This window comes from Janthinobacterium sp. TPC_1 (assembly GCF_056037845.1).
Genome location: NZ_CP195157.1, coordinates 1378250 through 1404116 on the forward strand (window position 1 = coordinate 1378250; position 25867 = coordinate 1404116).

The window sequence follows — 25867 nt, forward strand, 5'->3', positions numbered from 1 at the left end:
GCGCCCGAGGGAACCTTGCCGCCCGTCATCGTCATCAGCCATGGCGGCCCCACCAGCATGGCCAGCAATACATTAAAGCTGGCGACGCAGTACTGGACCAGCCGCGGCATCGGCGTGCTTGACGTCAATTACGGCGGCAGCAGCGGCTTCGGCCGCGAATACCGCGACGCGCTGCGCGGGCAATGGGGCATCGTCGACGTGGAAGACTGCATCGCCGGCGCCCGCTACCTGGCCGCCAACGGCCTGGCCGACCCCGAGCCCCGAGCGCCTGATCGTGCGCGGCGGCAGCGCGGGCGGCCTGACGACCCTGTGCGCATTGACGTTCCACGACGTCTTCAAGGCCGGCGCCAGCTACTATGGCGTGTCCGACCTGAAGGGCCTGGACGACGATTCGCACAAGTTCGAATCGCGCTACACCGACTACCTGATCGCCCCGCAGCCGCAAGCCGAGGCGCTGTACCTTGAGCGCTCGCCCATCCACCACACGGATAAACTGTCGCGCCCGATGATCTTCTTCCAGGGCCTCGATGACAAGGTGGTGCCGCCGCAGCAGTCGCAGCTGATGGTCGACGCCCTGCAGGCGCGCGGCGTGCCCGTCGCCTACGTGCCGCTCGAAGGCGAGGGACACGGCTTCCGCAAGGCGGAAAACATCGTGCGCACGCTGGACGCGGAACTGTATTTCTACCAGCGCGTGTTCGGCCTGCCCGTGGCGGCCGGCGAACCGCCCGTGCATATCGCCAACTTGCCCGCATGACCGATCCGCATGCAGACCAGCGCTTGCTGGACGAATTCGCCGCCCTGGAACAGCACGAACAGATGATCCTGGCCTTGCTGGCCATCGCGGGCGAACCGGTGGGCAAGCATGCCGTGTACGAACACTTGCAGCGCGCCAACGTCGTCGAGCCGGACGGCACGCCGTTTTCCCTGTTGGTAGTGACCAACATGTTGCAACGGCTGACGCGTCTGGCGCTGGCCAGCGAGGTGGTGGGACGGGGCTATGCCTGCGAAGCCAGGCTGCGCTGGCCCGCCATGCGCGCCGCCATCGAGCACCTGGTGTTCCGCGACCTGTGCCAGGCCATCGAGCTGATCAACCCCGTGCGCCGCAACTGGGATGGCTATGTGGAATTGCGCAGCTACCGCCAGGGCGTGGCGCGATTGCGCATCGCCCTGCTGCGCAATGACGAAGTGCGCCAGGTGGCCGCCATCCTGGCCGCCTGCATGGCGTGCTATGAAGCGCAGCAGCTGCATCCGCTGATCGAGATCTTCGGCCGCCCGTTCGAGCCGGAGATGTTGTCTTTCGTCATGCCGCAATTGCAGGATGACATCCTCGCCGTGCTGCTGGGCAATGCCCCGCGCGAGCCGGGCACGGCGCACGCCATCCGCGCGTACGCGCGCGCCCATCATGCGCGCCAGGCGGCCGCCGGCGACCACATCGGCGCCGCCCTGCCGCTGGCCCTGGCCGAGGACGCGCTGCTGTGCGGCGAACTCGACGCGGCCGCGCGCTACCTGGCGGGCCAGCAGGGGCCGCAGGCGCTGTTTGTCGACAGCAGCATCGCCCTGTTGCGCGGCGAACATGCGCACGCCGTGGCGGGCTTCGAAACGGCCTTGAAGGGCTTGCGCAAGGAAACAGGCAAGCGCAAGCTGTGCTTTACGGGCATCGGCGGCCACCTGTACGTGCTGGCCCTGCTGCGCGGCAACGACGCCAAGCTGCTGAAGAGCGCGGAAACCTATCTCGATATCGCCCTGCACGCGCAGCCGAATCACGACAGCATCGTCTACCAGCAATTGAATACCTTGCGCCTGGTGCGCGCCGGCGTGCAGCAGGCGGAAAGCATCCCTACGCGCAACTGGGAAACGGCACTGCAGGCGCAGCTGTTCCAGGCCTTGTTGTACTACTGGCTGGCGCTGCCGCAGTTGAGCGAACGCAAGGACCAGCTGCGATCGCTGGTGCAGCAAGCGGACGCGGCCGGCTACGACCTGATCGCCGCACAGGCGGCCGGATTGCTGGGCTTGCTGGGCGAGCCGCAGCAGGAGCGCTATGCCACCTCAAAACGGGCGCAGCATGGCCTGACGGACATGGCGCCGTGGTTCGAGCGCCAGGAAGCGTGGCAGCGCCAGCTGAGCGCGCTGATCAATCTGCAGCAGAACGCGCCCGCCGAAGCGCTGGGAGGCGTCTCGCGCCTCGTGTGGCTGGTGGCGTTCGACCCGCGCTTCGGCTTGACGGCCGTGGAAGTGCGCGAGCAGAAGCGCGATGCGCGCGGCGGCTGGAGCAAGGGCCGCGCCATGGGATTGAAACGCCTGGCCGAAGAGGCGGGCGACATCGATTTCCTCACGCCGCAGGACGCCCGCGCGGCGGGCAGCATCGCGCCTTTTAAACAATATTATTCTTCGGCGCCCCGCTATGAAGTCGAGCTGGACAAGGCCGCCGTGCTGCTGGTGGGCCACCCGCTCGTCTTCTGGCTCGACCACCCCGACACGCGCGTGGAACTGATCGCCGGCGCGCCCGAGCTCCTGATCAAGTCGCACGAGGGGCAGCTGTGGCTGGGCATGCAGCCGCCCTTGCCCGACAACGGCGGCAACGTGGTGGTACAGAGGGAGACGCCGACGCGCCTGCGCGTGGTGCACATCCTCGACGAGCACCGGCGCATCGGCGCCATCGTGGGCCTGGGCCTGTCCGTGCCCCTGCATGCGGAAAAACAGGTGATGCAGGCGATCGGCGCCATCTCGTCCATGGTCACCGTGCAATCGGACATCGGCGGCGGCGCCGGCGACGCGGAAGCCATCACGGCCGACCACCGCCTGCACGTGCACCTGCTGCCCTATCAGCAGGGCCTCAAGATGCAGATTTTAGTGCGTCCGCTGCTCGACAACGGCGCCTATTACGCCCCCGGCAGCGGCGCCGAAAGCGTGTTTGCCGACGTGGCGGGCCGGGCAGTGCAGGCGCGGCGCGACCTGAATGCGGAACGCGAGGCGCAGCGCCAGCTGATCGGAAAATGCCTAGTGCTGGAAGAAGCGGAGGAAGAGCATGGCGAGTGGCTGCTGGGCCAGCCTGCGCTGGGCCTGCAATTGCTGGTGGAATTGCAGGCGCTGGAGCCAGACGGCATGGTGCTGGCGTGGCCCGAAGGCGAAACCATACGCGTGTCGAAACGCATCGACAGCGGCCAGATGCGCCTGAATATCAAGAGCGAAAAAGACTGGTTTGCCGCCAGCGGCGAAGTGCAGATCGACGAAGACAAGGTAATGGATTTGCGCGCCCTGCTCGACTTGATGCAGAACAACAAAAGCCGCTTCGTGGCCCTGGGCGACAACCAGTTCCTGGCTCTGAGCGACGAATTGCACCGCCGGCTGTCCGAACTGGCCGCGTATGGCGAAGCGCATGCCGATGGCGTGCACATCCACCCGCTGGCCGCGTTTGCGCTGGAAGAACTGGCCAACGATGCGGGCGGCGTCAAAGCCGACAAACTGTGGCGCGAACACTTGCTGCGCCTGCGCGCCCTTGACGACTATCAACCGCAGTTGCCCAGCACCTTGCAGGCGGACTTGCGCGATTACCAGCTGGCCGGTTTTAACTGGCTGGCGCGGCTGGCGCACTGGGGCGTGGGCGCCTGCCTGGCCGACGATATGGGACTCGGCAAGACATTGCAGGCGCTGGCCCTGATCCTGGCGCGCGCGCCGCACGGCCCCACCCTCGTCGTCGCCCCCACGTCCGTGTGCATGAACTGGATCAGCGAAGCGCAGCGCTTCGCGCCCACCTTGAACATCAAACTGTTCGGCAGCGGCGACCGCGCCGACATGCTCGATACCTTGCAGCCCTTCGACGTGGTGGTGGCCACTATGGCTTGCTGCAGCAGGAAGCCACTATGTTTGCCGGCGTGCGCTGGCATACGATCGTGCTGGACGAAGCGCAAGCCATCAAGAACGGCGCCACCAAGCGTTCGCAAGCCGTGATGGCCCTGCAGGGCGACTTCCGCATGGTGGCCAGCGGCACACCGCTGGAAAACCACCTGGGCGAATTGTGGAACCTGTTCCGCTTCATCAACCCCGGCTTGCTGGGGACCCTCGACCAGTTTAATTTGCGCTTCGCCGGTCCCATTGAGAAAGATCAGGACAAGCGGGCGGCGGCCGGCGCGCGCTTGCGCTTGCGCCGCCTGATCGCGCCATTCATCTTGCGCCGTACGAAGACGCAAGTGCTGTCGGAATTGCCATCGCGCACGGAAATCGTGCTGGAAGTGGAATTGTCGCCGCAGGAAACAGCGCTGTACGAATCGTTGCGCCGCGAAGCGCTGGAAAAGCTGGCCATGGTGGAAGGGCCGGCATCGAAGAAAGCCATCCAGATCCTGGCGGAAATCATGAAACTGCGCCGCGCCTGCTGCAATCCGCAACTGGTGGCGCCCGAGCTGGGCCTGGCCAGCAGCAAGCTGGCGGCCTTCGCCGAGCTGCTGTCGGGCTTGCTGGAAAACCGCCACAAGGTGCTCGTCTTCAGCCAGTTCGTCGACCATTTAACCCTCATCCGCAAGCACCTGGAACAGCATGGCGTCAGCTATCAGTATCTCGACGGCAGCACGCCCATGCAGGAGCGCAAGCGCCGCGTCGACGCCTTCCAGGCGGGAGAAGGCGATGTCTTCCTGATCAGCCTGAAAGCGGGCGGCATGGGCATCAATCTGACGGCGGCCGATTACGTGATCCACATGGACCCGTGGTGGAATCCGGCCGTGGAAGACCAGGCCTCGGACCGCGCCCACCGCATGGGGCAATTGCGCCCCGTCACCATTTACCGGCTGGTGGCGAAGCACACGATCGAGGAAGGCATCGTCGAATTGCACCAGCACAAGCGCGACCTGGCCGACAGTCTGCTGGAAGGCAGCGACGCGGCGGCGCGCATGTCGGCCAGTGACATGCTGGGCATGCTGCAGGAGGGCTTGAAAAAATGAACAGCGAGTCCCGTTCCATGCGATTATTCCTGTTTCTTCGCCCTCCTTGCTCATGACCGACTATATCGCCACCAGCGCCGGCCAGCGCGCCACCTTTTTGTGCGGCAAATCCTGGACGGCTTACGTCAGCACCTTCCTCATCGCCGTGCTGCTGTTCTTTGCCGCCCTGCCGCTGGCCTTCAAGTACAACACGCGAGCCGCCTTCGTGGTGCTGATCGGCTCGGCGCTGATCGTCGGCTACCGCCTGCTGACCATCCGCAGCTATCAGCTGTACTACGACGAGGCAGGCGTGTGGCTGGCCTCCGGCATCTTGCCGTGGAAAAAGAAACTGACGGGCGTCAAATGGCGCGACATGGATGAAGCCGTCTATGAAACGAACTTCTGGAGCTGGCTGTTCCAGTCCTACACGGTGCGCGTCAGCCAGCGCTACACGCAGGAAACGGAAATCCACGCCACCGGCATGGCGCGCGGCAAGGATGCCGTGGCGGAGCTGAATGCGCGCCACCAGGACATGCTGCGCGGCAGCGCCATCGTCGTCTAGCCCGGCGGACGGGCGGCAAAAAACTGCGCAAGCGCGGCAATTAATGCTAATCTTTGGGCCGCCCAGGCAAGCAAGGCCAACCTTTCAATAGTTGTTTGTTACTTACATTATCAGTTTATTATTTAGTGATTTTAACAAACAGCCAGATATTCAAGAGATTAACTATGCTGACAAGAAACAAAATTGCGCTCGCCGCATTGATGATGGCATTTACCCTGACGCCGGCCAGCGCCGCCAAGAAACCGCAAAAAAGCGGCAAGGCCGGCACCAGCAGCAGCAAGAAAAAAACCGTCGCAAAAAAGGCGGCCGTCGTCACGGCGGCCACGGCAGCCACGGTCGCCGCCGTCGCCAGCGAGAACAGCAGCGACCGCTCCATGAATAACCTCAGCGGCCAGTTCCTCACGGCCCTGTGGCGCCTGGACCCGGAAAGCGCGATTTCCGTCGGCAAGTATGATGGCGCCGCCAACCTGAGCATTCCCGATGCGGCCAGCCGCCAGAAACAGCTGGCCTTCATCGAGGAATGGCTGGGCAAGTTCGGCAAGCTGAATGCGAGCAAAATGTCGGACAAGCAACGCACCGACCTGGCCTTGCTGACGAACAAGCTGCAATCGGACCGCTGGTATCTGACCACCTTCCGCGAATTCGAATGGAACCCCGCCCAGTACAACGTGGCCGGCTCCATCGATTTCATCCTGAACACGGAGTACGCCTCGCAGCCGCAGCGCCTGCGCACCTTGCTCAAGCGCATCGCCAGCGTGCCGCAATACTACGCGGCCGCCCGCGCCAGCATCGTCAACCCCACGCGCGAACACACGCAGCTGGCCATCGCCCAGAGCGCCGGCGTGCTCAGCGTGCTCGATGACCTGAACAAGACAGCACAGGGCTCCATCCTGACGCCAGTGGAAAAGCAGCTGTACAACGCCCGCATCGCCGCCGCCCGCACCGCCGTGCAAGGCTATGCGGCCTGGCTGACGGAGCAGGATGCCGCGCTGGCGCAGAACGGCAATGCGCGCTCCTTCCGCATCGGCAAGGATTTATATGAACAGAAATTCGCCTACGATATCCAGGCCAGCGTCAGCGCCGAGCAGATGTACCAGAAAGCCCTGGCCGCGCGCGAAAAGCTGCTTGAGCACATGGACAGCCTGTCCGACGAGCTGTGGAGCAAAACCATGGGCAACACGGCCAAGCCGGCGGACCGCACGGCGAAGATCGGCATGGTGATCGACAAGCTGTCGAGCAACCACGTGGCGCCCGCCAATTTCGTGCCGGAAATCCGCCGCCAGATCCCGGAATTGCAGGAATGGGTGACCAGCCACAACCTGCTGACCATGGACCCGAAAAAGCCCCTCGTCGTGCGTGAAACGCCCGCCTACCAGCGCGGCGTGGCCGGCGCCAGCATCGAGGCGCCCGGCCCCTACCGCCCGCAAGACCGCACGTATTACAACGTGACGCCGCTCGACGGCGAAACGCCGGAACAGGCGGAAAGCAGCTTGCGCGAATACAACCACTGGATCTTGCAGATCCTAAATATCCACGAAGCCATCCCCGGCCACTACACACAGCTCGTGTACGCCAACAAGTCGCCGTCGCTGGTCAAGTCCATCTTCGGCAACGGCGCCATGATCGAAGGCTGGGCCGTGTACGGCGAGCGCATGATGCTCGAATCGGGCTACGGCAACAATGCGCCGGAAATGTGGCTGATGTATTCGAAGTGGAACTTGCGCAGCGTCACCAACACCATCCTCGACTACAGCGTGCACGTGCTGGGCATGACGGAAGCGCAAGCGCTCGACCTGCTGACGCGCCAGGCTTTCCAGACCAAGCGCGAAGCCACGGAAAAATGGCGCCGCGTGCAGTTGAGCTCGGTTCAGCTGACCAGCTATTTCAGCGGCTACAGCGAAATCATGGACTTGCGCGAACAGCGCAAGCAGGCGCTGGGCAACAAATTCGTGCTGAAGGATTTCCACGAGCAATTCCTCAGCTACGGCAGCGCCCCCGTGAAAGTCATCAAGGAACTGATGAATTAAGCGACGTTCACCGTCAGCTTGCAAAGGGCGCCGCGGCGCCCTTTTTGCATGCGTTTGCGCTGCCGCAAACCACCGGCTTGCCGATCCATTAAGCTCATGGGAAGGCAGGCGCCACCGCACTCCTCACTGGCAATTGCCGATTTTCCTGCTAGGCTGGATATAGGAGCGTCCATGCATATGCCCATCCAGTTCGACACCCTCGATTACGCCAAACGCCTCGCCTCGGCCGGCGTGCCCACACAGCAGGCGGAGGCCCATGCGATGGCGCTGGGCGAAGTGCTGGGCTCGGCCGTCGTCGTGCATGGCGAACTGGCGGCGCTGGAGCGCAATGTACTGGGGGAAATCAAGTTGGTGTCGCAACAGGTCGATACCAAGCTGGGCGCCCTGGAGTTGAAGATCGATGCGCTGGAACTCAGGCTCGACACCAAAATAGACGCCCTGGAGCACAAATTCGACGCCCGCCTGGAACGCCTGGACTTGCGCCATGGCGCAGACATGAAACACGTGTACTGGATGATGAGTACTTTGATCCTGCTCAACCTGGGCATCCTCAGTAAACTGATGCTGCAGTAAGCGCGCACTAACTTTCCCGACAATGAAAAAGCCGCTGCTCCCGGGGGAGGTCAGCGGCTTTTGTCTGCGCCTGTGGCTGCCGTCTAGGACGCTTCTTCCGGCGCCTGGGTGGCGCGGACAAATATCGGCGCCAATAACAAGCCCAGTTCGAACAGCAGGCACATCGGGATGGCCAGGGCAAACTGGCTGACGATGTCGGGTGGCGTGACGATGGCGGCGATGACGAAGGCACCGACGATCATGTAAGGACGTATTTCCTTGAGTTTCGCGATGGAAACGAGGCCCATGCGCACGAGGATCACCACCACCACGGGCACTTCGAAGGTGGCGCCAAAGGCCAGGCACATCGACATGACGAATTCGAGATAATTTTCGATATCGGGCATGAGGGTGATGGAGTCGGGCGAGAACTGGTTGATGAAGTGAAATACCCTGCCAAAGACAAAGAAATAACAGAAGGCAACTCCACTCATGAACAATAATGATGAGGAAATCACCAGTGGCGCGATCAGGCGTTTTTCATGCGCGTACAGGCCTGGTGCGATAAACGCCCACAGCTGGTACAGCACCCAGGGCAAGGAGATGACAAAGGCCACCAGCAGGGTCACCTTCATCGGTATCAGGAACGGCGAAATGACGCCGGTGGCAATCATTTTGGAATCTTTGCCGGTCAGCGAACTGAGCATCGGCTGGGCGATGATGTCGTAGACTTTATCCGGGCCAGGCCACCAGAACAGCAACGCGCACACCACGGCAATGCCGATCGAGGCCTTGACCAGGCGGTTACGCAGCTCGACCAGATGCGAGATAAAGGTTTCTTCCACGGGGGATTTGCTACTCATGAGTAAAAGGAGGAGGAACTGGCGCGCGGACGGAAACGCGCCACGCGGGCGGCCGCCGACTGCACGTGCTGCTTGCCGCCATGGCGCTGCTTGTACCAGCCGGGAACGGCGGAATTGCGCACCAGCTTCTTGCGGCGAAATTCGCGCGCCTTGCGGGCCAGGTCATCGTTGGTGGCGCGCAGCATGGCTTCATGGGCATCGTGATGCCCATCATATGCACTGGAATCGCCGCGCCAGGCGTTTTCCACCTCGGCCAGGTTGCCGGAGATCGAGTTTTCCACGCCATGCATGGATTTCTCCACGCTTTGCTTGACGGAATGGGCTGCCTCCTGCACTTCCTTCTGCAGGTTTTTCAGCTCTTCCATTTCGATTTCGCGCGAAACTTCGGATTTCACCTGGTTCAGATAGCGTGTGCGCGGCCGTACAGGGTGCCGGCCATGCGCGCCACCTTCGGCAACTTTTCAGGGCCGATGACTATCAACGCAACCACGCCGATGATGGCGATTTTAGAGAGACCGAGATCGATCATAAGCGGACAAGGGCTGTTACCGGACGAGGCAAGGGCCCCGCCACGCTATCAGGACTTGCTTTTCTCTTTCGTTTCGACGTCGATGGTGCTTTTGTCGGCCACTTGCGATGGCGCAGCAGGAGGGGTGCTGGCTGCCGGGGCGTCATCATCGCCCTTGACGCCATCCTTGAAGCCTTTGACGGCCTTGCCGATATCACCGCCGATATTGCCCAGTTTCTTGGTGCCGAAGACCAGCATCACGATAACCAGAACGATCACCCAGTGCCAAATACTCAATGAACCCATCACATTCTCCTTGCGGGACGGTGCCCGAATAGCGTCAACCAATGCCGGTAGTATACACGCGAACCCGGCGCACGGCGAAATCAGTGCTGGCCGCGCCAGGGACGGGGACCGCCGTACACATGCATGTGCAGGTGATACACCTCTTGCCCGCCGTTCGGGCCGCTGTTGATCATGGTCTTGAAGCCGCCGGACGGCACCCCATCGGCGTCATAGCTGACGGCGCAGCCGAACTCGGCAGCGAGTTTCGGCGCCAGGCGCAGCAGCTTGCCCAGTATTTCCGTATGGCTATCGTCGCAGTCGGACAGGCTGGCCACGTGGCGCTTCGGGATCAGCAGCAGGTGCACGGGGGCGGCCGGGTTGATGTCCTTGAAGGCCAGCAAGTCGTCGTCTTCATACACGATGGAAGAAGGAATTTGTTTCGCAGCAATCTTGCAAAAAATACAGTTATCCACGCACGCTCCAGTAGGTCAGTGTTTGTCTGTTTCGCCGGCGTCGCGCAATTCATCCTTGCGCGCCGCCTTTTCTTCCAGGCCGGACAAGCCTTCGCGGCGCGCCAGCTCGTCGAGCACCTGCTGCGGCGTCAGGTCGAACTGCGCCAGCATCACCAGGCTGTGAAACCACAGGTCGGCGCACTCGTACAGCACTTTCGACGGGTCGTTGTCGCGCCGCGCATCCTTGGCGGCCATCACGGTTTCCGTCGCTTCCTCGCCGATTTTTTTCAGAATCGCATCATCGCCCTTGGCAAACAGGCGCGCGACATACGAGGTGGCGGGGTCGCCGCCATTGGCCAGCTTGCGCGATTCAATCACGGCGGCCAGGCGTTTTAACGTTTCGCTCATTTGCTCTTGCTTTCCGCGTAAATCGCCTCAGGGTCTTTCAGGACGGGGTCGGTGACTTGCCATTCGCCCGTTTTTTCGTCGCCTTCGAACTTCTGGAAGAAGCACGAATGGCGGCCCGTATGGCAGGCGATGCCGCCGGCTTGCTCGATTTTCAGCAAGACCACGTCTTCGTCGCAATCGAGGCGGATTTCCAGCACCTTTTGCGTGTGGCCCGATTCTTCGCCCTTGTGCCACAGTTTCTTGCGCGAACGGCTCCAGTACACGGCTTCGCCCAGCTCCACCGTGCGCGCCAGCGCGTCGCGGTTCATCCAGGCGAACATCAGCACGTCATTGCTGCCCGCTTCCTGCGCGATCACGGGCACCAGGCCGTGCTCGTCCCATTTGACCTTTTTCAGCCACTTGGCATTGCTTGCTACGATGGTTCCGTTTTGCATGTTCTTCTATCCTGCTTGTATGTACTTTACGCCAGGCGCATGGGAATGCCCTGCTGCGCCATGAACTGCTTGGCTTCCTGCACCGTGTGCTGGCCATAGTGGAAGATGCTGGCGGCCAGCACGGCATCCGCGCGCCCCACCTTGATGCCATCGACCAGGTCTTGCAAGCCGCCCACGCCGCCCGAGGCGATGACGGGGATGCTGACGGCATCGGACACGCCGCGCGTCAGGCCCAGGTCGAAGCCCACCTTGGTGCCGTCGCGATCCATGCTGGTGAGCAAGATTTCTCCGGCGCCCAGGCTTTCCATTTTACGCGCCCACTCGAATGCGTCCAGGCCCGTGGCCGTGCGCCCGCCATGGGTAAACACTTCCCACTTGCCGGGCGACACCTGCTTGGCGTCGATGGCGACGACGATGCATTGCGAGCCGTGCTTTTGCGATGCCTCAAACACCAGCTGCGGGTTCGTCACGGCCGACGTGTTGATGCTGACCTTGTCGGCGCCCGCGTTGAGCAGGCGGCGCACATCTTCCACCACGCGCACGCCGCCGCCCACGGTCAGCGGAATGAATACTTGCGATGCCACGGCTTCGATGATGTCGAAGATCAAACCGCGGTTGTCGCTCGAGGCGGTAATATCGAGGAAAGTGATTTCGTCGGCGCCCTGCTCGTCATAACGGCGGGCAATTTCCACGGGGTCGCCCGCGTCGCGCAATTCCGTGAAATTGACGCCTTTGACGACGCGGCCATTCGTCACGTCGAGGCAGGGGATGATACGTTTTGCAAGCATGATGGGTTCCAGATTGTCGCCAGGCCAGGACACGCACAGGCGCGCCCCGGCCGGGCTGGCTTAAACGGCGGCGTCGGTCAGTTCGTCGGCGCGTTCCTGCGCCTGCGCCAGGTCGATCGTGCCTTCATAGATGGAACGGCCGCAGATCACGCCTTCGATGCCTTCGGCCTGGACCGCGCACAGCGCTTCCACGTCGCCGATATTGTGCAGGCCGCCCGAGGCGATGACGGGGATCTTGACGGCTTGCGCCAGCTTGACGGTGGCGTCGATATTGATGCCGCCCATCATGCCGTCGCGGCCGATGTCCGTGTAGATGATCGATTCGACGCCGTAGGCTTCGAATTTTTTCGCCAGGTCGATCACTTCGTGGCCCGACATCTTGCTCCAGCCATCCGTTGCTACTTTGCCATCCTTGGCATCGAGGCCGACGATGATGTGGCCCGGGAAGGCGCCGCAGGCGTCGTGCAGGAAGCCGGGGCTTTTCACGGCCGCCGTGCCGATGATGATGTAGGTGATGCCGGCGCTCGAGGTAGCGCTCGATGGTGTCGAGGTCGCGGATGCCGCCGCCCAGCTGCACGGGGATTTCCTCGATGTCGTTTTCCACGGCGAAATCCTGCACGGCTTTCAAGATGGCTTTCACGGCGCCCTCGTTCTTCGGCTTGCCGGCAAAGGCGCCGTTCAGGTCGACCAGGTGCAGCCGGCGCGCGCCTTGCATCAGCCAATGGCGGGCCATCTCGGCCGGGTCTTCGGAAAATACGGTGGCAAGTTCCATATCGCCTTGTTTCAGGCGTACGCAGTGACCGTCTTTCAGGTCGATGGCGGGAATAAGCAGCATGGTCAGTGTGATTTAAAAGTGAGTGAGAGGCGGAAAAAAAGCCGGAGAGCCAACGTTAAGGTTGCCAGTGAACGAAGTTCTTGTACAGCTGCAAGCCAGCGGCAGCACTTTTTTCAGGGTGAAACTGTGTCGCAAAAATATTATCACGGGCGACGGCGCAAGCGAACGGCGCGCCATAGATAGTCTCGCCCACCGTGTGCGCCGCTTCTTGAGGTTGAGCAAAATAGCTGTGCACAAAGTAAAAATAGGCGTTGTTGGCAATGCCATCCCACATGACATGGGACGCCGTTTGCCGCACTTGGTTCCAGCCCATTTGCGGCACCTTGAAGCGCGAGCCGTCTTCCTGCACCTGGCCGTCGAGCTGGAAGCGCACGACTTTGCCTGGCAGCAAGCCCAAACCGGCCGCGTCGCCCTCTTCGCTGCCGTCGAACAGCATTTGCTCGCCGATGCACACGCCCAGCACGGGCTTGCTGTCGGCGGCGCGCAGCAGCGCCTCCAATACGCCCGATTCGCGCAGGCTGCGCATGCAGTCGGGCATGGCGCCCTGGCCCGGCAAGACGATGCGGTCGGCGCTGTCGATGTCGGCAGCGACACCGGAAATGCGCACGTCGGCTTCCGGCGCCACGGCACGCAGCGCCTGCGCCACCGAGCGCAAATTGCCCATGCCGTAATCCACCACCACAATTTTATTCATGTTTGATCCCGGAATCTACAATATAGCGAGAGCGGCGCTCACAGGCTGCCCTTGGTCGATGGAATGATGCCGGCCGCGCGCTCGTCGAGCTCGGCAGCCATGCGCAGCGCGCGGCCAAAGGCCTTGAACACGGTTTCGCACTGGTGGTGGGCATTCGTGCCGCGCAAGTTGTCGATATGCAATGTCACGCCCGCATGATTGACGAAGCCGCGGAAAAATTCCAGGGTCAGGTCGACGTCGAAGCCGGCGATCATGGCGCGCGTAAACGGGATGTGGTATTCGATGCCAGGGCGGCCCGAGAAATCGAGCACCACGCGCGACAGCGCCTCGTCCAGCGGCACGTACGCATGGCCGTAGCGGCGGATGCCCTTCTTGTCGCCGATGGCCTTGGCCACGGCCATGCCCAGGGTGATGCCCACGTCTTCCACCGTATGGTGGTTGTCGATATGCACGTCGCCCGTCGCTTCGATATCGAGGTCGATCAAGCCGTGGCGGGCGATCTGGTCCAGCATATGGTCGAGGAAGGGCACGCCGGTATTCAGCTTTTGCTGGCCCGTGCCGTCCAGGTTGAGGGCGACGCGAACTTGCGTCTCATTGGTGTTGCGCGTGATTTCTGCGGTGCGGTTCATGGGAGGCTCTGGCGATTAGCTAAACGAGGGATGCCTTGAAGGCATCGTAAAAAAGGGAATTTTCTTCCGGGGTGCTGACGCTGATGCGCAGGCAATTGGCCAGCGCAGCATGCATTTTACTCATATTTTTAATTAAAACCCTGCGGGCAAGCAGTTTTGCGCAAACATCGTCGGAATCTGCCACACGAATCAGAAGAAAATTTGCCTTCGAAGGGAACACGGTCACGCCGGGCAGCTCTGCCAGGCGTCGAGCCAGCGCATCGCGCGCGCTGTTGAGCAAGTCCGCCTGCGCGTTGAGCACGTCGAGGTGCTCGAGCGCGAATTCGGCCGCCGCCTGCGTCAGCACATTCACGTTATACGGCGGGCGCACTTTCTCGAATTGCGCCAGCAGGGCCGGCGCGGCCGACATGTAGCCGAGGCGGATGCCCGCAAGGCCCAGCTTCGACACGGTGCGCATCACCACCAGGTTCTCGAATTCGGGCAGGCGGCCCATGAAGCTGTGCTGCGCGAACGGCTCATACGCTTCGTCGACGACGGCGATGCCCGTGTCGCCGAGGGCGGCGAGGATGCGTTCGATGTCGGCAGTGGCAAACAGGTTGCCCGTCGGGTTGTTCGGGTACGCGAGGAAGACCAGCGCCGGGCGGTGCGCTTCGATGGCCGCCAGCATGGCCGGCATGTCCAGGCTGAAGTCCGGATTCAACGGCACGCCGACGAAATCCATGCCGGCAAACTGCGCCGAACGGGCATACATGACGAAGGCCGGCACGGGCGCCAGCAGCACGGCGCGCTGGCCCGGCTCCTGGCGGGCGCACGCCATGGCCAGGATGGAAATGAGCTCATCGGAGCCGTTGCCCAGCATGACGTCAAAGCCGGCGGGCACGCCCAGATTGGCGCAAATGGCTTGCTGCAGGCTGGCGTACGACGGCGGATAGCGGTTCAGCGCCACGCCGGCCAGGCGCGCGCCCAGTTCCTCGCGCAGCTGCTGCGGCAGCGGATACGGGTTTTCCATCGCATCGAGCTTGATGTAACCGCTGGCATCGGCGACCTGGTAGCTTTTGACGGCGCGCACATCGGCGCGCACGGTGTTGCTGATTAACTGATCGAGGAAAGACATGCTGCAAACACTCCTGATGGAATTAAAGGGAGACTAAACGACGACGTCTTCCGGCACGCTGGCGCTGCGCGCCTTGCGGGCCGGTGTTTTTTTCACGGCGGGCGGTTTTTTCACGGCAGCCGGTTTTTTGACCGCCGCCGGCTTTTTCACCGCCTTGGCGGGTTTCGCCGCGGCGCCTGTCGCTGCGGCACGGCGCTTGGCCGGCGCCTTTTTCTCAGGCTGCGGCGCGGCCGGCGCGGCCAGCTCCTGGGTCAATGCCGCCAATCGCTGTTCGATGATGGCGCAGTAGTCGGGGTTCAGTTCGAAGCCGACGAAATCGCGCCCGCAGCGCTTGGCCGCCAGGGCCGTGGTGCCGCTGCCCATGAACAGGTCGAGCACCACGCCGCCGGGCGGGCACGAGGCCTTGAGCATGCGCTCGATGATTTCCAGCGGCTTTTGCGTCGGGTGGTCGGCCCGTTCCGGGTGTTCCTTGTGCAGGCGCGACACGCTCCACAAGTCTTTCGGGTTGTAGCCCACTTCCAGCCATTTCGCGCCGATGAAGATCGAGCGCGAACGGGCTTTCTTGGTGGCCGCGTCGTAGGCGATGCGCACCGCGTCAAGGTCGAAGTAGTAATCCTTGCGCTTGACGAAGAAGCCGATAGTGTCGTGCACCGATGAAAAGCTGCGCACGCTGCCGCCCATGGACGGCACGCGGCGATCCCAGATGATTTCATTCATCATCGCCATGCGCTGTTTCAGCATGACGAAGATCTCCGGCGAATAGCGCCAGGTGAGGAAGATATACAGGCTGCCGTTGGCTTTCAGCTTGGGCAGCGCCGCATCGATCCACTGCTCGGTCCAGCGCAGGTAGTCGGCCACCGACTGCTGGTCCGAGGCATTACCGTAATCCTTGCCCAGGTTGTACGGCGGGTCCGTCAGGATCAGGTCCACGGAGCCATCGGGAATGCGCGCCAGGCCTGCCAGCGCATCTTCGCAATAGACCCGGTTGACCCAGTCCGGCTGGTCCGCCATCGTCGTCATGGCTGCGGCTTCAGACGCAGCTCGGCGCTGCGCGCGTGCGCCTGCAAGCCTTCGCCATACGCCAGGGTGGCGGCGACACGGCCCAGGGTTTGCGCGCCCGCTTCGCTGACGTGGATGATGGACGAGCGCTTCTGGAAGTCGTACACGCCCAGCGGCGACGAAAAACGCGCCGTGCGCGAGGTCGGCAGCACGTGATTGGGACCGCAGCAATAGTCGCCCAGCGATTCGGACGAAAAACGGCCCAGGAACATGGCGCCCGCGTGGCGGATCTGCTCGGCCCACTGCTGCGGGTTGTCCGCCGAGATTTCCAGGTGCTCCGCGGCGATGCTGTTGGCGATTTCGCACGCCTCTGCCATGCTGCGCACCTTGATCAGCGCGCCGCGGTCGGCCAGCGAGGTGCTGATGGTGGCCTGGCGCGGCATCGTCGGCAGCAGCCTGGCGATGCTCTCCTCGACTTTCGCGATGTAATCGGCGTCGGGGCACAGCAAAATGGCCTGCGCCAGTTCGTCGTGCTCGGCCTGCGAAAACAGGTCCATCGCGACCCAGTCGGGGTCCGTCGTGCCATCGCACAGCACGAGGATTTCGGAAGGCCCCGCGATCATGTCGATGCCGACGATGCCGAACACGCGGCGCTTGGCGGCGGCCACATAGGCGTTGCCGGGGCCGACGATTTTATCCACGGCGGCGATCGTCTGCGTGCCGTAGGCCAGCGCGCCGACGGCTTGCGCGCCGCCGATGGTGATCACGCGCGTCACGCCCGCGATCGCGGCAGCGGCCAGCACCATCTGGTTTTTCACGCCATCGGGCGTCGGCACCACCATAATGATTTCGCCCACGCCCGCCACGTGCGCGGGAATCGCGTTCATCAGCACGGACGACGGATACGCCGCCTTGCCGCCCGGGACGTAGATGCCGACGCGGTCCAGCGGCGTGATCTTTTGCCCCAGCACCGTGCCATCGGGCTCGGTGTAGCTAAAACCGCGCAATTCCTCGCGCTGGCGTTCGTGGAAGGCGCGGATGCGCTGGGCGGCGATCTGCAGCGCCTCGCGCTGCGCCGACGGCAAGCCGTTCAGGGCCGCCTGCAGTTCGGCTTGCGAAATATCAAACGCCGCCATTTCCGCCGCGCCGCCATGCGGGATGCGGTCGAAACGGTTGGTGTATTCCAGTACGGCGGCATCGCCGCGCGTTTTCACGTCGGCCAGGATTTTTGCGACCGACGTTTCAATCGCTGCATCGGTGCCCGCCTCGAACGCCAGCAGCGTATCGAGCGATTGTTGGAAACCATCCTGGCTGGAATCGAGCTTGCGTATCTGTATCGGCATAATCGGCTTTCTGCTACTGAATGTGTTGTCTAGGCTTGCGAGGCAGTTTGCGAAGCGCGCTCAAATGCCTCGATAATCGGCTGCAAGCGCTCGCGCTTGAGCTTTAATGCCGCCTGGTTGACCACCAGGCGCGATGAAATTTCCATGATGTGCTCGACCTCGACGAGGTTGTTCGCGCGCAAGGTGCTGCCCGTGCTGACCAGGTCGACGATGGCGTCGGACAGGCCGACCAAAGGCGCCAGCTCCATCGAGCCATACAGCTTGATCAGGTCGACGTGCACGCCCTTGGCGGCGAAATGCTCGCGCGCCGTGTGCACGAACTTGGTGGCCACGCGCAAGCGCGCGCCCTGGTGCACGGCTTTTTCGTAGTCGAAGCCGGCCTGCACCGCCACCGACATGCGGCAGGAGGGCGATATTCAGGTCGATCGGCTGGTACAGGCCTTCGCCGCCGTGTTCCAGCAGCACGTCCTTGCCCGCCACGCCGAAATCGGCCGCGCCGTACTGCACGTAGGTCGGCACGTCGCTGGCGCGCACGATGATGACGCGCACGTTCGGATCGTTGGTGGCCAAAATCAGCTTGCGCGAGGTCTCCGGGTTTTCCAGCACCTTGATGCCGGCCGCTTCCAGCAGCGGCATGGTGTCCTCAAAAATGCGGCCTTTTGACAGCGCCAGGATCAGCTGGGAGCTGTCGCCGTTGTTCGATCCGTTCATGCTCGTTCCTTGTTATTTAATACGTACGATGTTCGCGCCGACGGCCGACAATTTGACTTCCATGCGGTCGTAGCCGCGGTCGAGGTGATAGATGCGGTCGATCAGCGTTTCGCCGTCGGCCGCCAGGGCCGCGATCACCAGCGACGCCGAAGCGCGCAGGTCGGTCGCCATCACGGGCGCGCCGCGCAGTTGCTTGACGCCGGCGATGATGGCCGTGTTGCCCTCGATGGTGATGTCGGCGCCCAGGCGGTTCATTTCCTGCACGTGCATGAAGCGGTTCTCGAAAATCGTCTCGGTGACGCGGCTGGCGCCATTCGCGATCGTATTCACGGCCATGAACTGCGCCTGCATGTCGGTCGGGAAGCCCGGGTATTCCGTGGTGCGGAAGCTGACCGGGTTCGGACGGGCCGACATTTCGGCGCGGATCCAGTCGGCGCCGAAGGTCATCGTCAGGCCCATGGCGCGCAGCTTGTCGAGCGCCGCGTCGAGAATGTCGGTGCGCACGTTGCGCAGGGTGATGTCGCCGCCGGTGGCCGCCACGGCGCACAGGAAGGTACCCGTTTCGATACGGTCGGCGATCACCGCGTGCGAGGCGCCGTGCAGGGCGTCGACGCCCTGGATCACCAGGCGGCTGGTGCCGATGCCGTCGATCTTCGCGCCCATGGCCACCAGCAGGTGCGCCAGGTCGGTAACTTCCGGTTCGCAGGCGGCGTTTTCCAGGATGGTCTCGCCTTCGGCCAGGGTCGCGGCCATCAGCAGGTTTTCGGTGCCGGTGACGGTGATCATGTCGGTGACGATGCGCGCGCCTTTCAGCTTGGCGCACTTGGCGTAGATGTAGCCCGCTTCGATGCGGATCTCGGCGCCCAGCGCTTCCAGGCCCTTGATGTGCTGGTCGACGGGGCGCGAACCGATGGCGCAGCCGCCCGGCAAGGACACCTTGGCTTCGCCGAAGCGCGCCAGCATGGGGCCCAGCACGAGGATCGAGGCGCGCATGGTTTTCACCAGTTCATACGGCGCTTCCAGGGTGTCGATGGCGCTGCCATTCAAGACCACGCGGTCGCCGTCCTGCTGCACTTTCAGGCCCGTCTGGCCCAGCAATTTGAGCATGGTGGCGACGTCGTGCAAATGCGGCACGTTGGTCAGGTCCAGGTCGCCCGCGGTCAGCAGGCCCGCGCACAGGATGGGCAGGGCGGCGTTTTTTTCGCGCCGGAGATGGCGATGTCGCCGTTCAGGCGGTTGCCGCCGTTGATGAGGAGCTTGTCCATGTGCTTATCCTTGGAATTCTTCAGGTGTCAGGGTTTTCATCGACAGCGCGTGGATTTCTTCGCGCATGCGGTCGCCCAGCGCCGCGTAGACGATCTGGTGACGCTGGATCAGGCGCTTGCCGGCAAACGCGGGCGAAACGATCACGGCCTGGAAGTGCTGGCCATCGCCCTCCACTTCGAGGTGCGTGCATTCGAGGCCGGCCGACAGGTAGCCGTGGATCAGTTCTGGAGTGGTGGTCACGATAAGTCCTTGATATTGAATAATGTAGTGATGTGATGTGCCGCAATCAATGGCGCAATTAGTGTCGCAGTCTGTAGCCGCTTTTCAGCAGGCGGATCGATGCCAGCGCCAGGATCACGAGGAAGCCGGCGACGATGGAAAGACTGAGCCATGGGCTGACGTCGGACGTGCCGAAGAAGCCGTAGCGGAAGCCGTCGATCATGTAAAAGAAAGGGTTCAGGTGCGATACCGTCTGCCAGAAGGCGGGCAGCGAGTGGATCGAATAGAACACGCCCGACAAGAAGGTGGCAGGCATGATCAGGAAATTCTGGAAGGCGGCCAGCTGGTCGAATTTTTCGGCCCAGATGCCGGCGATCAGGCCCATGGTGCCCAGCATGGCGGCGCCGAGAAACGCGAAGATGACGATCCACAGGGGCGCGACAAACGACAGGTCGGCGAACCAGCAGGTGATGGCAAACACGCCAAAGCCCACGGCCAGGCCGCGCGCGACGGAAGCGAGTACATACGCCGAAAAGATTTCCCAGTGCGACAGGGGCGTCAGCAGCACGAACACCAGGTTGCCCGTGATCTTCGACTGGATCAGCGAGGACGAGGAGTTGGCAAACGCGTTTTGCAGCACGCTCATCATCACCAGGCCGGGAATCAGGAAGGCCGTGTAGCTGACGCCGGGGCTGGGCTCGACGCGCCGTCGAGCACATGGCCGAACACCAGCAGGTACAGCATCGACGTGAGCACGGGCGCGGCCACGGTTTGCGTCGCCACTTTCCAGAAGCGCAGCGTCTCTTTGTAGACGAGGGTGCGAAATCCTGTCGAAATCATACGGTACCTTTATCCATGATCTGCAAGAAGATATCTTCCAGGTCGGCTTGTTGCAATTGCATTTCATCGATTTCGACGCCCGCCTCGCGCAGGCGGGCGAGGATTTTCTCGACTTCGCTGTATTCGTTGACGCGCAGGCTGAACTTGTTCGGCGCCTGCTGTTCTTCCGGGTGCAGCACCAGGTGCCGCAGGTCGGCCGGCAAGGCGCCGTGTTTCAGGTGCAGCTGCAGCTGCGAGCCGGCGATGCGGCGGATCAGGGCCGACATGGTGTCGAGCGCCACCACCTTGCCGGTTTTCAGCATGGCCACGCGCTGGCACATGGCTTGCGCCTCTTCCAGGTAGTGGGTGGTCAGCACCACCGTGTGGCCCCTTCGCGGTTCAGGCGCGAGATGAACTTCCACAGGGTCTGGCGCAGTTCCACGTCGACGCCGGCCGTCGGCTCATCGAGCACGATGACGGGCGGCTTGTGCACCAGCGCCTGGGCCACCAGCACGCGGCGCTTCATGCCGCCGGACAGGGCGCGCATATTGGTGTCGGCCTTGCCGGTCAGGTCGAGGTTTTCCATGACCTCGTCGATCCACTTGTCGTTGTTCGGCAGGCCGAAATAGCCGGACTGCAGGCGCAGGGTTTCGCGCACGGTGAAGAACGGGTCGAACACCAGCTCCTGCGGCACCACGCCCAGGTTGCGGCGCGCGTTGCGGAAGTCCGTGACCACGTCGTGGCCATGGATCTTGACGGTGCCCGCGTCGGGGCGTATCAGGCCGGCGATGATGGAAATGAGGGTGGTCTTGCCGGCGCCATTCGGGCCGAGCAAGCCGAAAAACTCGCCTTCCTCGATGGCCAGCGACACGCCGCCCAGCGCCTTGAGCGATTTATAGCTCTTTTCTACATTCGTGATTTGAATTGCGGTCATGTGCTTGTTTCAAGTGTAATGCGTCTGGTGTGATGCGCCGGCTGCCGGGGAAAGCCAGGCTGGCAGGCCGGCGCAGGGCGCCCCTTCCGTGGAGGGTGGCGCAACAGTCAATTATAGTTGGAAACTTCGTGGAACACTTGGAGATCAATCCGGCGGCGCTGCTGGCCTGCCGGCTTGAAAGCTACTGCTGATGCGGGGAGTGGGACAGGATCAATGATGATGCAGGTCGGACGGGCTGCGCTCGGCGTGGCCGCCGGCGCTGGCGCAGTCGTCGGCCGTCAGGGTGCTCGACACGAGCGAGCAGACGCCATACAGCTTGGTGAGGTTTTTCAGGTTGTTCGGCAGGTTTTTCAGCTCCAGCACGCCGCCCGCTTCCTGCGCGGCGCGCTGCCACGTCAGCATGACGGAAACGGCGGCCGAATCGACGGCCTTGACGTTGCGCAAGTCGAACTTCGTCTGACCCGAGCGGATGGCGTCCAGACCCTGCTCCAAGGCCGAAGTGGCATTGTGCACGGTCAGGGAAGTCAGGGACTGCAAGGTGTCGAGAGAGTCGGGCATGGCGTCGGGCTGCGCTGGTCTGGAGCTGGGTCAGGAGCTATATGATAGCCGATTATTTGGCTTTGGCGGCGGGACGGCTGGCCAGGGCCTTGTTTTTTGCCTGCAAGGTCTTGATCAGGCCATCGATGCCGCCCTTGCTGATCTCGCTGGCGAAGCTGCTTTTGTACGTTTCCACCAGCCACGCGCCCAGCACGTTGATGTCATAGATCTTCCAGCCGGACGGGGTTTTCGCCACGCGGTAGTTCAGGGGCACGGGTTCGCCGCGCGCCACATTCACTTGCGAGCGCACTTCCACTTCCGTGTCGGCCGGGTCGGCGCGCAGCGGCTTGAATTCCACGGTTTCGTTCTTGATCTGCGACAAGGCGCCCGAATACGTGTAGATCAGCAAGGTGCGGAATTCCGCAGCCAGCTGCTTTTGCTGGTCGGGCGTAGCGTCGCGCCAGTGGCGGCCGGCGGCCAGCGAGGTCATGCGCTGGAAATCCACGTACGGCAAGATCTTGCTTTCCACCAATTCGGTGACGCGCTTGATATCGCCAGCTTGGATGGCCTTGTCGGCCTTGGCCGTGTCGATCACGTCCTGGCTGATACGTTTGACCAGGGCGTCCGGCGCTTCGGCAGCGGGTGCGGCCTGGGCCGCGGTGGCAAAGGCGATGGTCGCCATCGCCAGCAGTTGTTTCATCAATTTCATGGTTCTACCTTTCATGGTGTTGCTATGCACCGGCTGGCGTTGATCGCAGCCGTGGTGTTCTTGTACCGGAGTTTACTCCTGAGGCCTGGCCTCGGAGGCAACGGTATTGCTACCAGATGTTACGAGGTCCGCTGGCGCCACCTCGGCGGCGGCCGTGGCCGCAGGCGCGTCATTGGCAGGCTGCGGTTTGGCCTCGTACTCCGGCTCGTAATCGCTGGTGTCGTTTTTTGGCACTTTGCGGTCGCGGCGGTCCGTATCGCCATCGAAGACCTTGCTTTCGCGCGCTTGCAGGAAGCCGTCGCGGATGAATTCATAACGGTCCAGCGCGGCCGCTTCCATCAAGTTGGTCGCGTCGAGCAGCGCGGCGCGCTTGTCGACCACGCGCGTCACCGTGCCGATATTGCGCACCGAGACAGGATCCTTGTAGCGCCATGGGTCGCCCGTGATATCGAGCGGCAGGGCTACCGTGTCGCGCACGGTCGATGGGCCCAGCAGCGGCAGCATCACGTACGGACCAGGCTGCACGCCATACCAGCCCAGGGTCTGGCCAAAGTCTTCGCTGTGCTTGGGAATGCCGGCCTGCGAGGCGATGTCGATCAGGCCGAAGATGCCGAAGGTCGAGTTCATGCTGACGCGCACGACGTCCTGCAAGCCCGCTTCGCCCTTGCCTTGCAGCAAGTTGTTCACGGCGCTCCACACGTCGGACAAGTTGCCGAAGAAGTTGCCCACGCCCGTTTGCACGAACGATGGCGTGACCGTCTTGTAGGCCGTGGCGACCGGTTTCAGGGCCACCTGGTCGACGGTATCGTTGAACTTGAACATCGCGCGGTTGTAACCCTCGAGCGGGTCGCGCGGATTGGTGCCGGTGGCGCAGGCGCTCACGCTGGCGGCGATGGCCAGGGCCAGGCCGATACGCGCCAGGCTGCCTTGGGATTGTTTGGTCGACTCGCTCATTTGCTGTCCTTTCCTTCCGCTGCCTTGCTGTAGATGAACTGATTGATCAGGTCTTCCAGCACTGTGGCCGATTGAGTACGGGCGATCTTGTCGCCCTCTGCCAGGTTCGCCAGATCGCCGCCTGCTTCCAGGCCGATATATTGCTCACCCAGCAAACCGGCCGTCAGAATCTTGGCCGAGCTGTCTTTCGGAAATTTGTAGCCATCTTCGATGTCGAGTTTCACCAGCGCCTGGTAGGTCTTGTCGTCAAAGCGGATCTCCGCCACGCGCCCCACCACCACGCCAGCGCCCTTGACGGGCGCCTGCGGCTTGAGGCCGCCAATATTGTCGAACTTGGCCGTAATGGTATACGTCTTGCTGAAAGACAGCGAGCTCATATTGCCGGCCTTGAGCGCCAGAAACATCAATGCCGCTACACCGAGCAAGACGAACAAGCCGACCCAGACATCCAAAGATTTACGTTGCATAAACAATCCTAAATAATTTTTACTTGTTGCCGCCTGCGCAATATCTTGCCCAGGCCCGCTGTTTGTCGCTGATGAGCAATTACTTGCTAAACATCAACGCTGTCATCATGAAATCGAGCCACCACACCATCAACGACGAAATCACCACCGTGCGCGTGGTGGCGCCGGAGACGTCTTCCGGCGTCGGCTGCGCCTGGTAACCCTGGAACAGCGCGATGAAGGTAACCGCGATGCCGAACACCAGGCTCTTGATGGTGCCGTTGCCGACCTCTTTCCAGACATCCACGCCGCCTTGCATCTGCGACCAGAACGAGCCTTCATCGACGCCGATCAGCACCACGCCGACCAGGTAGCTGCCGATGATGCCGACGGCCGTAAAGATGGCGCCCAGGATAGGCATGGCGATCACGCCGGCCCAGAAACGGGGCGCCAGCACGCGCTGGATCGGGTTCACGGCCATCATTTCCATGGCCGACAATTGCTCGCCCGCCTTCATCAGGCCGATTTCCGCCGTCAGCGACGTGCCGGCGCGGCCCGCGAACAGCAGCGCCGTCACGACGGGGCCCAGTTCGCGCGTCAGCGACAGCGCCACCAGCAAGCCCAGCGACTGCTCGGCGCCATACGTGGTCAAGGTGTAATAACCTTGCAAACCCAGCACCATGCCGACAAACAGGCCGGAGACGGCGGTAATCACCAGCGAGCGGTTACCGATAAAAAACAGTTGCTCGATCACCAGGCGCGGACGGCGCCACAGGCCGCCCGACGAGGCGATGATGATAAAGAACGAACGCACGGCAAAGCCGAGGTCTTGTACCGCATTGCGCAACCATGCTCCGATCGCCGCCAGGAAACGCGCGATCATCGGCCGCCCCCCGCGTGCAGACCCAGGTCGTCGGCCAGCGACTTGCCAGGATAATGGAACGGTACGGGGCCATCGGCCTCGGCATTGACGAACTGCTTGACGTAAGGATGCGTCGACACGGCCATCTCGGCCGGCGTGCCGTGCGCCACGATCTTGCCCGATGACAGAAAATAGACATAATCAGCGATGGCGAAACACTCCTTCACATCGTGCGATACCAGGATAGACGTGGAGCCCAGCGCATCGTTCAGATTGCGGATCAAATTGGCCGTCACGCCCATGGAAATCGGGTCCAGGCCGGCGAACGGCTCGTCGTACATGATCAGTTCGGGGTCGAGCGCGATGGCGCGCGCCAGCGCGACGCGGCGGCCCATGCCGCCCGAAATCTCGGCCGGCTTCAATTGCGCCGCATTGCGCACCCACGGCGTGCAGCTTCATCAGCACCAGGGTGCGGATCAGCTCTTCATTCAAGTCCGTGTGTTCGCGCAGGGGGAAGGCCACGTTCTCGAACGCCGTCAAGTCCGTAAACAGCGCGCCGTGCTGGAACAGCATGCCCATCTTGCGGCGCAGCTGATACAGCTCGTCGGTGCCCAGCGTATGCACGATCTGGCCGTCCACATTCACGGAACCGGAACTGGGACGCAGCTGCCCGCCGATCAGGCGCAGTACGGTCGTCTTGCCACTGCCGGAGCCACCCATGACGGCCACAACTTTTCCACGTGGGAAATCCATTTGAAGGCCCGATAAAATCGAACGTTCTCCATAGGCAAAGTGTAAATCACGGATCTCAACAAGATTTGGCACGACGAAGCTCACTATTTTAATGGCGTATTGTAGTGCAGAAACGCCAACCTCTGCTGAGACACCCCTTGGGACAGCCCCGTAAAGGGGAAGAATACAACACTAATGAATCGAAAGTCAGATATTGTAGTGGAAATTTGACCTGCGCATCGCGCACCCATCCGATGGCACTCACGGCTGTCGAC

General features: G+C 62.5%; 23 protein-coding genes and 9 pseudogenes. 7 read left to right on the forward strand and 25 right to left on the reverse strand.

The features are described from left to right. Positions 1-57: 57 nt before the first annotated feature. The 5 genes and pseudogenes from ACQVLG_RS06705 to ACQVLG_RS06725 form a co-directional block, all read left to right on the forward strand. A pseudogene (locus ACQVLG_RS06705) lies at positions 58-189 on the forward strand (prolyl oligopeptidase family serine peptidase); the annotation flags it as partial. An 85-nt stretch (positions 190-274) separates the two neighbouring features. Then, positions 275-754 (forward strand): prolyl oligopeptidase family serine peptidase, encoded by a 480-nt coding sequence (locus ACQVLG_RS06710; RefSeq protein WP_474293555.1) that lies wholly within the window; start codon positions 275-277, stop codon positions 752-754. Between the two features lie 2513 nt (positions 755-3267). After that, a pseudogene (locus ACQVLG_RS06715) lies at positions 3268-4325 on the forward strand (DEAD/DEAH box helicase); the annotation flags it as partial. 24 nt (positions 4326-4349) lie between these two features. Next, positions 4350-4931, forward strand: coding sequence for a DEAD/DEAH box helicase (locus tag ACQVLG_RS06720; protein ID WP_474295562.1), 582 nt, complete (start codon positions 4350-4352; stop codon positions 4929-4931). Positions 4932-4983: 52 nt separating this feature from the next. Continuing rightward, positions 4984-5472, forward strand: a complete 489-nt coding sequence (locus ACQVLG_RS06725) for a hypothetical protein (RefSeq protein ID WP_474293557.1) — start codon at positions 4984-4986, stop codon at positions 5470-5472. Positions 5473-5590: 118 nt separating this feature from the next. Here the strand turns inward: ACQVLG_RS06725 and ACQVLG_RS06730 are convergent, their stop codons facing one another. Further along, complete coding sequence (locus ACQVLG_RS06730) at positions 5591-5848, reverse strand: hypothetical protein (RefSeq protein WP_474293559.1); 258 nt, start codon at positions 5846-5848, stop codon at positions 5591-5593. On the opposite strand from ACQVLG_RS06730, the gene ACQVLG_RS06735 reads away from it, so the two are divergent. Together ACQVLG_RS06735 and ACQVLG_RS06740 are read left to right on the forward strand one after the other, a co-directional pair. Further along, positions 5847-7499 carry a DUF885 domain-containing protein gene (locus ACQVLG_RS06735; RefSeq protein ID WP_474293561.1) on the forward strand — a complete coding sequence of 551 codons (1653 nt, stop codon included), beginning with the start codon at positions 5847-5849 and terminating at the stop codon, positions 7497-7499. The genes ACQVLG_RS06730 and ACQVLG_RS06735 overlap by 2 nt on opposite strands. A gap of 171 nt (positions 7500-7670) precedes the next feature. Then, positions 7671-8072: a hypothetical protein gene (locus ACQVLG_RS06740; RefSeq protein WP_230542013.1), complete on the forward strand. Its 402-nt coding sequence runs from the start codon at positions 7671-7673 to the stop codon at positions 8070-8072. Between the two features lie 83 nt (positions 8073-8155). Here the strand turns inward: ACQVLG_RS06740 and tatC are convergent, their stop codons facing one another. The 24 genes and pseudogenes from tatC to ACQVLG_RS06860 all read right to left on the reverse strand — a co-directional run bounded on the left by tatC (position 8156) and on the right by ACQVLG_RS06860 (position 25613). Beyond that, a complete protein-coding gene (tatC, locus tag ACQVLG_RS06745) occupies positions 8156-8914 on the reverse strand; it encodes a twin-arginine translocase subunit TatC (RefSeq protein ID WP_474293563.1) in 759 nt (252 codons plus the stop codon). After that, positions 8911-9443 (reverse strand): annotated as a pseudogene (gene tatB, locus ACQVLG_RS06750) (Sec-independent protein translocase protein TatB). Before tatB ends, tatC begins: the two are co-directional and overlap by 4 nt. Before the next feature lie 48 nt (positions 9444-9491). Further along, positions 9492-9728 carry a Sec-independent protein translocase subunit TatA gene (gene tatA / locus ACQVLG_RS06755; RefSeq protein ID WP_230542016.1) on the reverse strand — a complete coding sequence of 79 codons (237 nt, stop codon included), beginning with the start codon at positions 9726-9728 and terminating at the stop codon, positions 9492-9494. An 80-nt stretch (positions 9729-9808) separates the two neighbouring features. Beyond that, entirely contained in the window at positions 9809-10180 is a 372-nt protein-coding gene (locus tag ACQVLG_RS06760) for a histidine triad nucleotide-binding protein (RefSeq protein ID WP_230542017.1), read from the reverse strand. Between the two features lie 15 nt (positions 10181-10195). Further along, the gene (locus tag ACQVLG_RS06765) at positions 10196-10567 is read right to left on the reverse strand and encodes a phosphoribosyl-ATP diphosphatase (protein ID WP_034753849.1); all 372 of its coding nucleotides are present in this window, start codon (positions 10565-10567) and stop codon (positions 10196-10198) included. After that, the gene (gene hisI / locus ACQVLG_RS06770; RefSeq protein ID WP_166448584.1) at positions 10564-11001 is read right to left on the reverse strand and encodes a phosphoribosyl-AMP cyclohydrolase; all 438 of its coding nucleotides are present in this window, start codon (positions 10999-11001) and stop codon (positions 10564-10566) included. Before hisI ends, ACQVLG_RS06765 begins: the two co-directional genes overlap by 4 nt. A 26-nt stretch (positions 11002-11027) precedes the next feature. Further along, a complete protein-coding gene (gene hisF / locus ACQVLG_RS06775) occupies positions 11028-11789 on the reverse strand; it encodes an imidazole glycerol phosphate synthase subunit HisF (RefSeq protein WP_070290307.1) in 762 nt (253 codons plus the stop codon). Between the two features lie 60 nt (positions 11790-11849). Beyond that, a pseudogene (gene hisA / locus ACQVLG_RS06780) lies at positions 11850-12624 on the reverse strand (1-(5-phosphoribosyl)-5-[(5-phosphoribosylamino)methylideneamino]imidazole-4-carboxamide isomerase). A gap of 55 nt (positions 12625-12679) precedes the next feature. Continuing rightward, complete coding sequence (gene hisH, locus ACQVLG_RS06785; protein ID WP_474293567.1) at positions 12680-13318, reverse strand: imidazole glycerol phosphate synthase subunit HisH; 639 nt, start codon at positions 13316-13318, stop codon at positions 12680-12682. A gap of 38 nt (positions 13319-13356) precedes the next feature. Further along, complete coding sequence (gene hisB, locus ACQVLG_RS06790; RefSeq protein ID WP_010402123.1) at positions 13357-13947, reverse strand: imidazoleglycerol-phosphate dehydratase HisB; 591 nt, start codon at positions 13945-13947, stop codon at positions 13357-13359. Positions 13948-13966: 19 nt separating this feature from the next. Further along, complete coding sequence (gene hisC / locus ACQVLG_RS06795) at positions 13967-15061, reverse strand: histidinol-phosphate transaminase (RefSeq protein ID WP_230542021.1); 1095 nt, start codon at positions 15059-15061, stop codon at positions 13967-13969. 33 nt (positions 15062-15094) lie between these two features. Beyond that, entirely contained in the window at positions 15095-16072 is a 978-nt protein-coding gene (locus ACQVLG_RS06800; RefSeq protein ID WP_474295564.1) for a DNA-methyltransferase, read from the reverse strand. A 5-nt stretch (positions 16073-16077) separates the two neighbouring features. Beyond that, the gene (gene hisD / locus ACQVLG_RS06805) at positions 16078-17403 is read right to left on the reverse strand and encodes a histidinol dehydrogenase (protein ID WP_474293569.1); all 1326 of its coding nucleotides are present in this window, start codon (positions 17401-17403) and stop codon (positions 16078-16080) included. Between the two features lie 29 nt (positions 17404-17432). Beyond that, positions 17433-18114 (reverse strand): annotated as a pseudogene (gene hisG, locus ACQVLG_RS06810) (ATP phosphoribosyltransferase). 12 nt (positions 18115-18126) lie between these two features. Continuing rightward, positions 18127-19379: pseudogene (murA, locus tag ACQVLG_RS06815) on the reverse strand (UDP-N-acetylglucosamine 1-carboxyvinyltransferase). A gap of 4 nt (positions 19380-19383) precedes the next feature. After that, positions 19384-19620: a BolA family protein gene (locus tag ACQVLG_RS06820; RefSeq protein ID WP_034753824.1), complete on the reverse strand. Its 237-nt coding sequence runs from the start codon at positions 19618-19620 to the stop codon at positions 19384-19386. Positions 19621-19678: 58 nt separating this feature from the next. Next, positions 19679-20439, reverse strand: a pseudogene (locus ACQVLG_RS06825) (ABC transporter permease). Then, positions 20436-21352, reverse strand: a pseudogene (locus tag ACQVLG_RS06830) (ABC transporter ATP-binding protein). The pseudogenes ACQVLG_RS06825 and ACQVLG_RS06830 overlap by 4 nt, the downstream one beginning before the upstream one ends. A gap of 210 nt (positions 21353-21562) precedes the next feature. Next, positions 21563-21910 carry an STAS domain-containing protein gene (locus ACQVLG_RS06835; protein ID WP_230542024.1) on the reverse strand — a complete coding sequence of 116 codons (348 nt, stop codon included), beginning with the start codon at positions 21908-21910 and terminating at the stop codon, positions 21563-21565. 52 nt (positions 21911-21962) lie between these two features. After that, positions 21963-22598, reverse strand: a complete 636-nt coding sequence (locus ACQVLG_RS06840; RefSeq protein ID WP_230542025.1) for an MlaC/ttg2D family ABC transporter substrate-binding protein — start codon at positions 22596-22598, stop codon at positions 21963-21965. 72 nt (positions 22599-22670) lie between these two features. Continuing rightward, positions 22671-23552: an MlaA family lipoprotein gene (locus ACQVLG_RS06845; protein ID WP_230542026.1), complete on the reverse strand. Its 882-nt coding sequence runs from the start codon at positions 23550-23552 to the stop codon at positions 22671-22673. Further along, positions 23549-24019: an outer membrane lipid asymmetry maintenance protein MlaD gene (mlaD, locus tag ACQVLG_RS06850; protein WP_070219660.1), complete on the reverse strand. Its 471-nt coding sequence runs from the start codon at positions 24017-24019 to the stop codon at positions 23549-23551. Before mlaD ends, ACQVLG_RS06845 begins: the two co-directional genes overlap by 4 nt. A 79-nt stretch (positions 24020-24098) precedes the next feature. Continuing rightward, on the reverse strand, positions 24099-24881 hold the full coding sequence (mlaE, locus tag ACQVLG_RS06855) for a lipid asymmetry maintenance ABC transporter permease subunit MlaE (protein ID WP_152255879.1): 783 nt from the start codon (positions 24879-24881) through the stop codon (positions 24099-24101). After that, positions 24878-25613 (reverse strand): annotated as a pseudogene (locus ACQVLG_RS06860) (ABC transporter ATP-binding protein). Before ACQVLG_RS06860 ends, mlaE begins: the two are co-directional and overlap by 4 nt. Between the last annotated feature and the right edge of the window lie 254 nt (positions 25614-25867).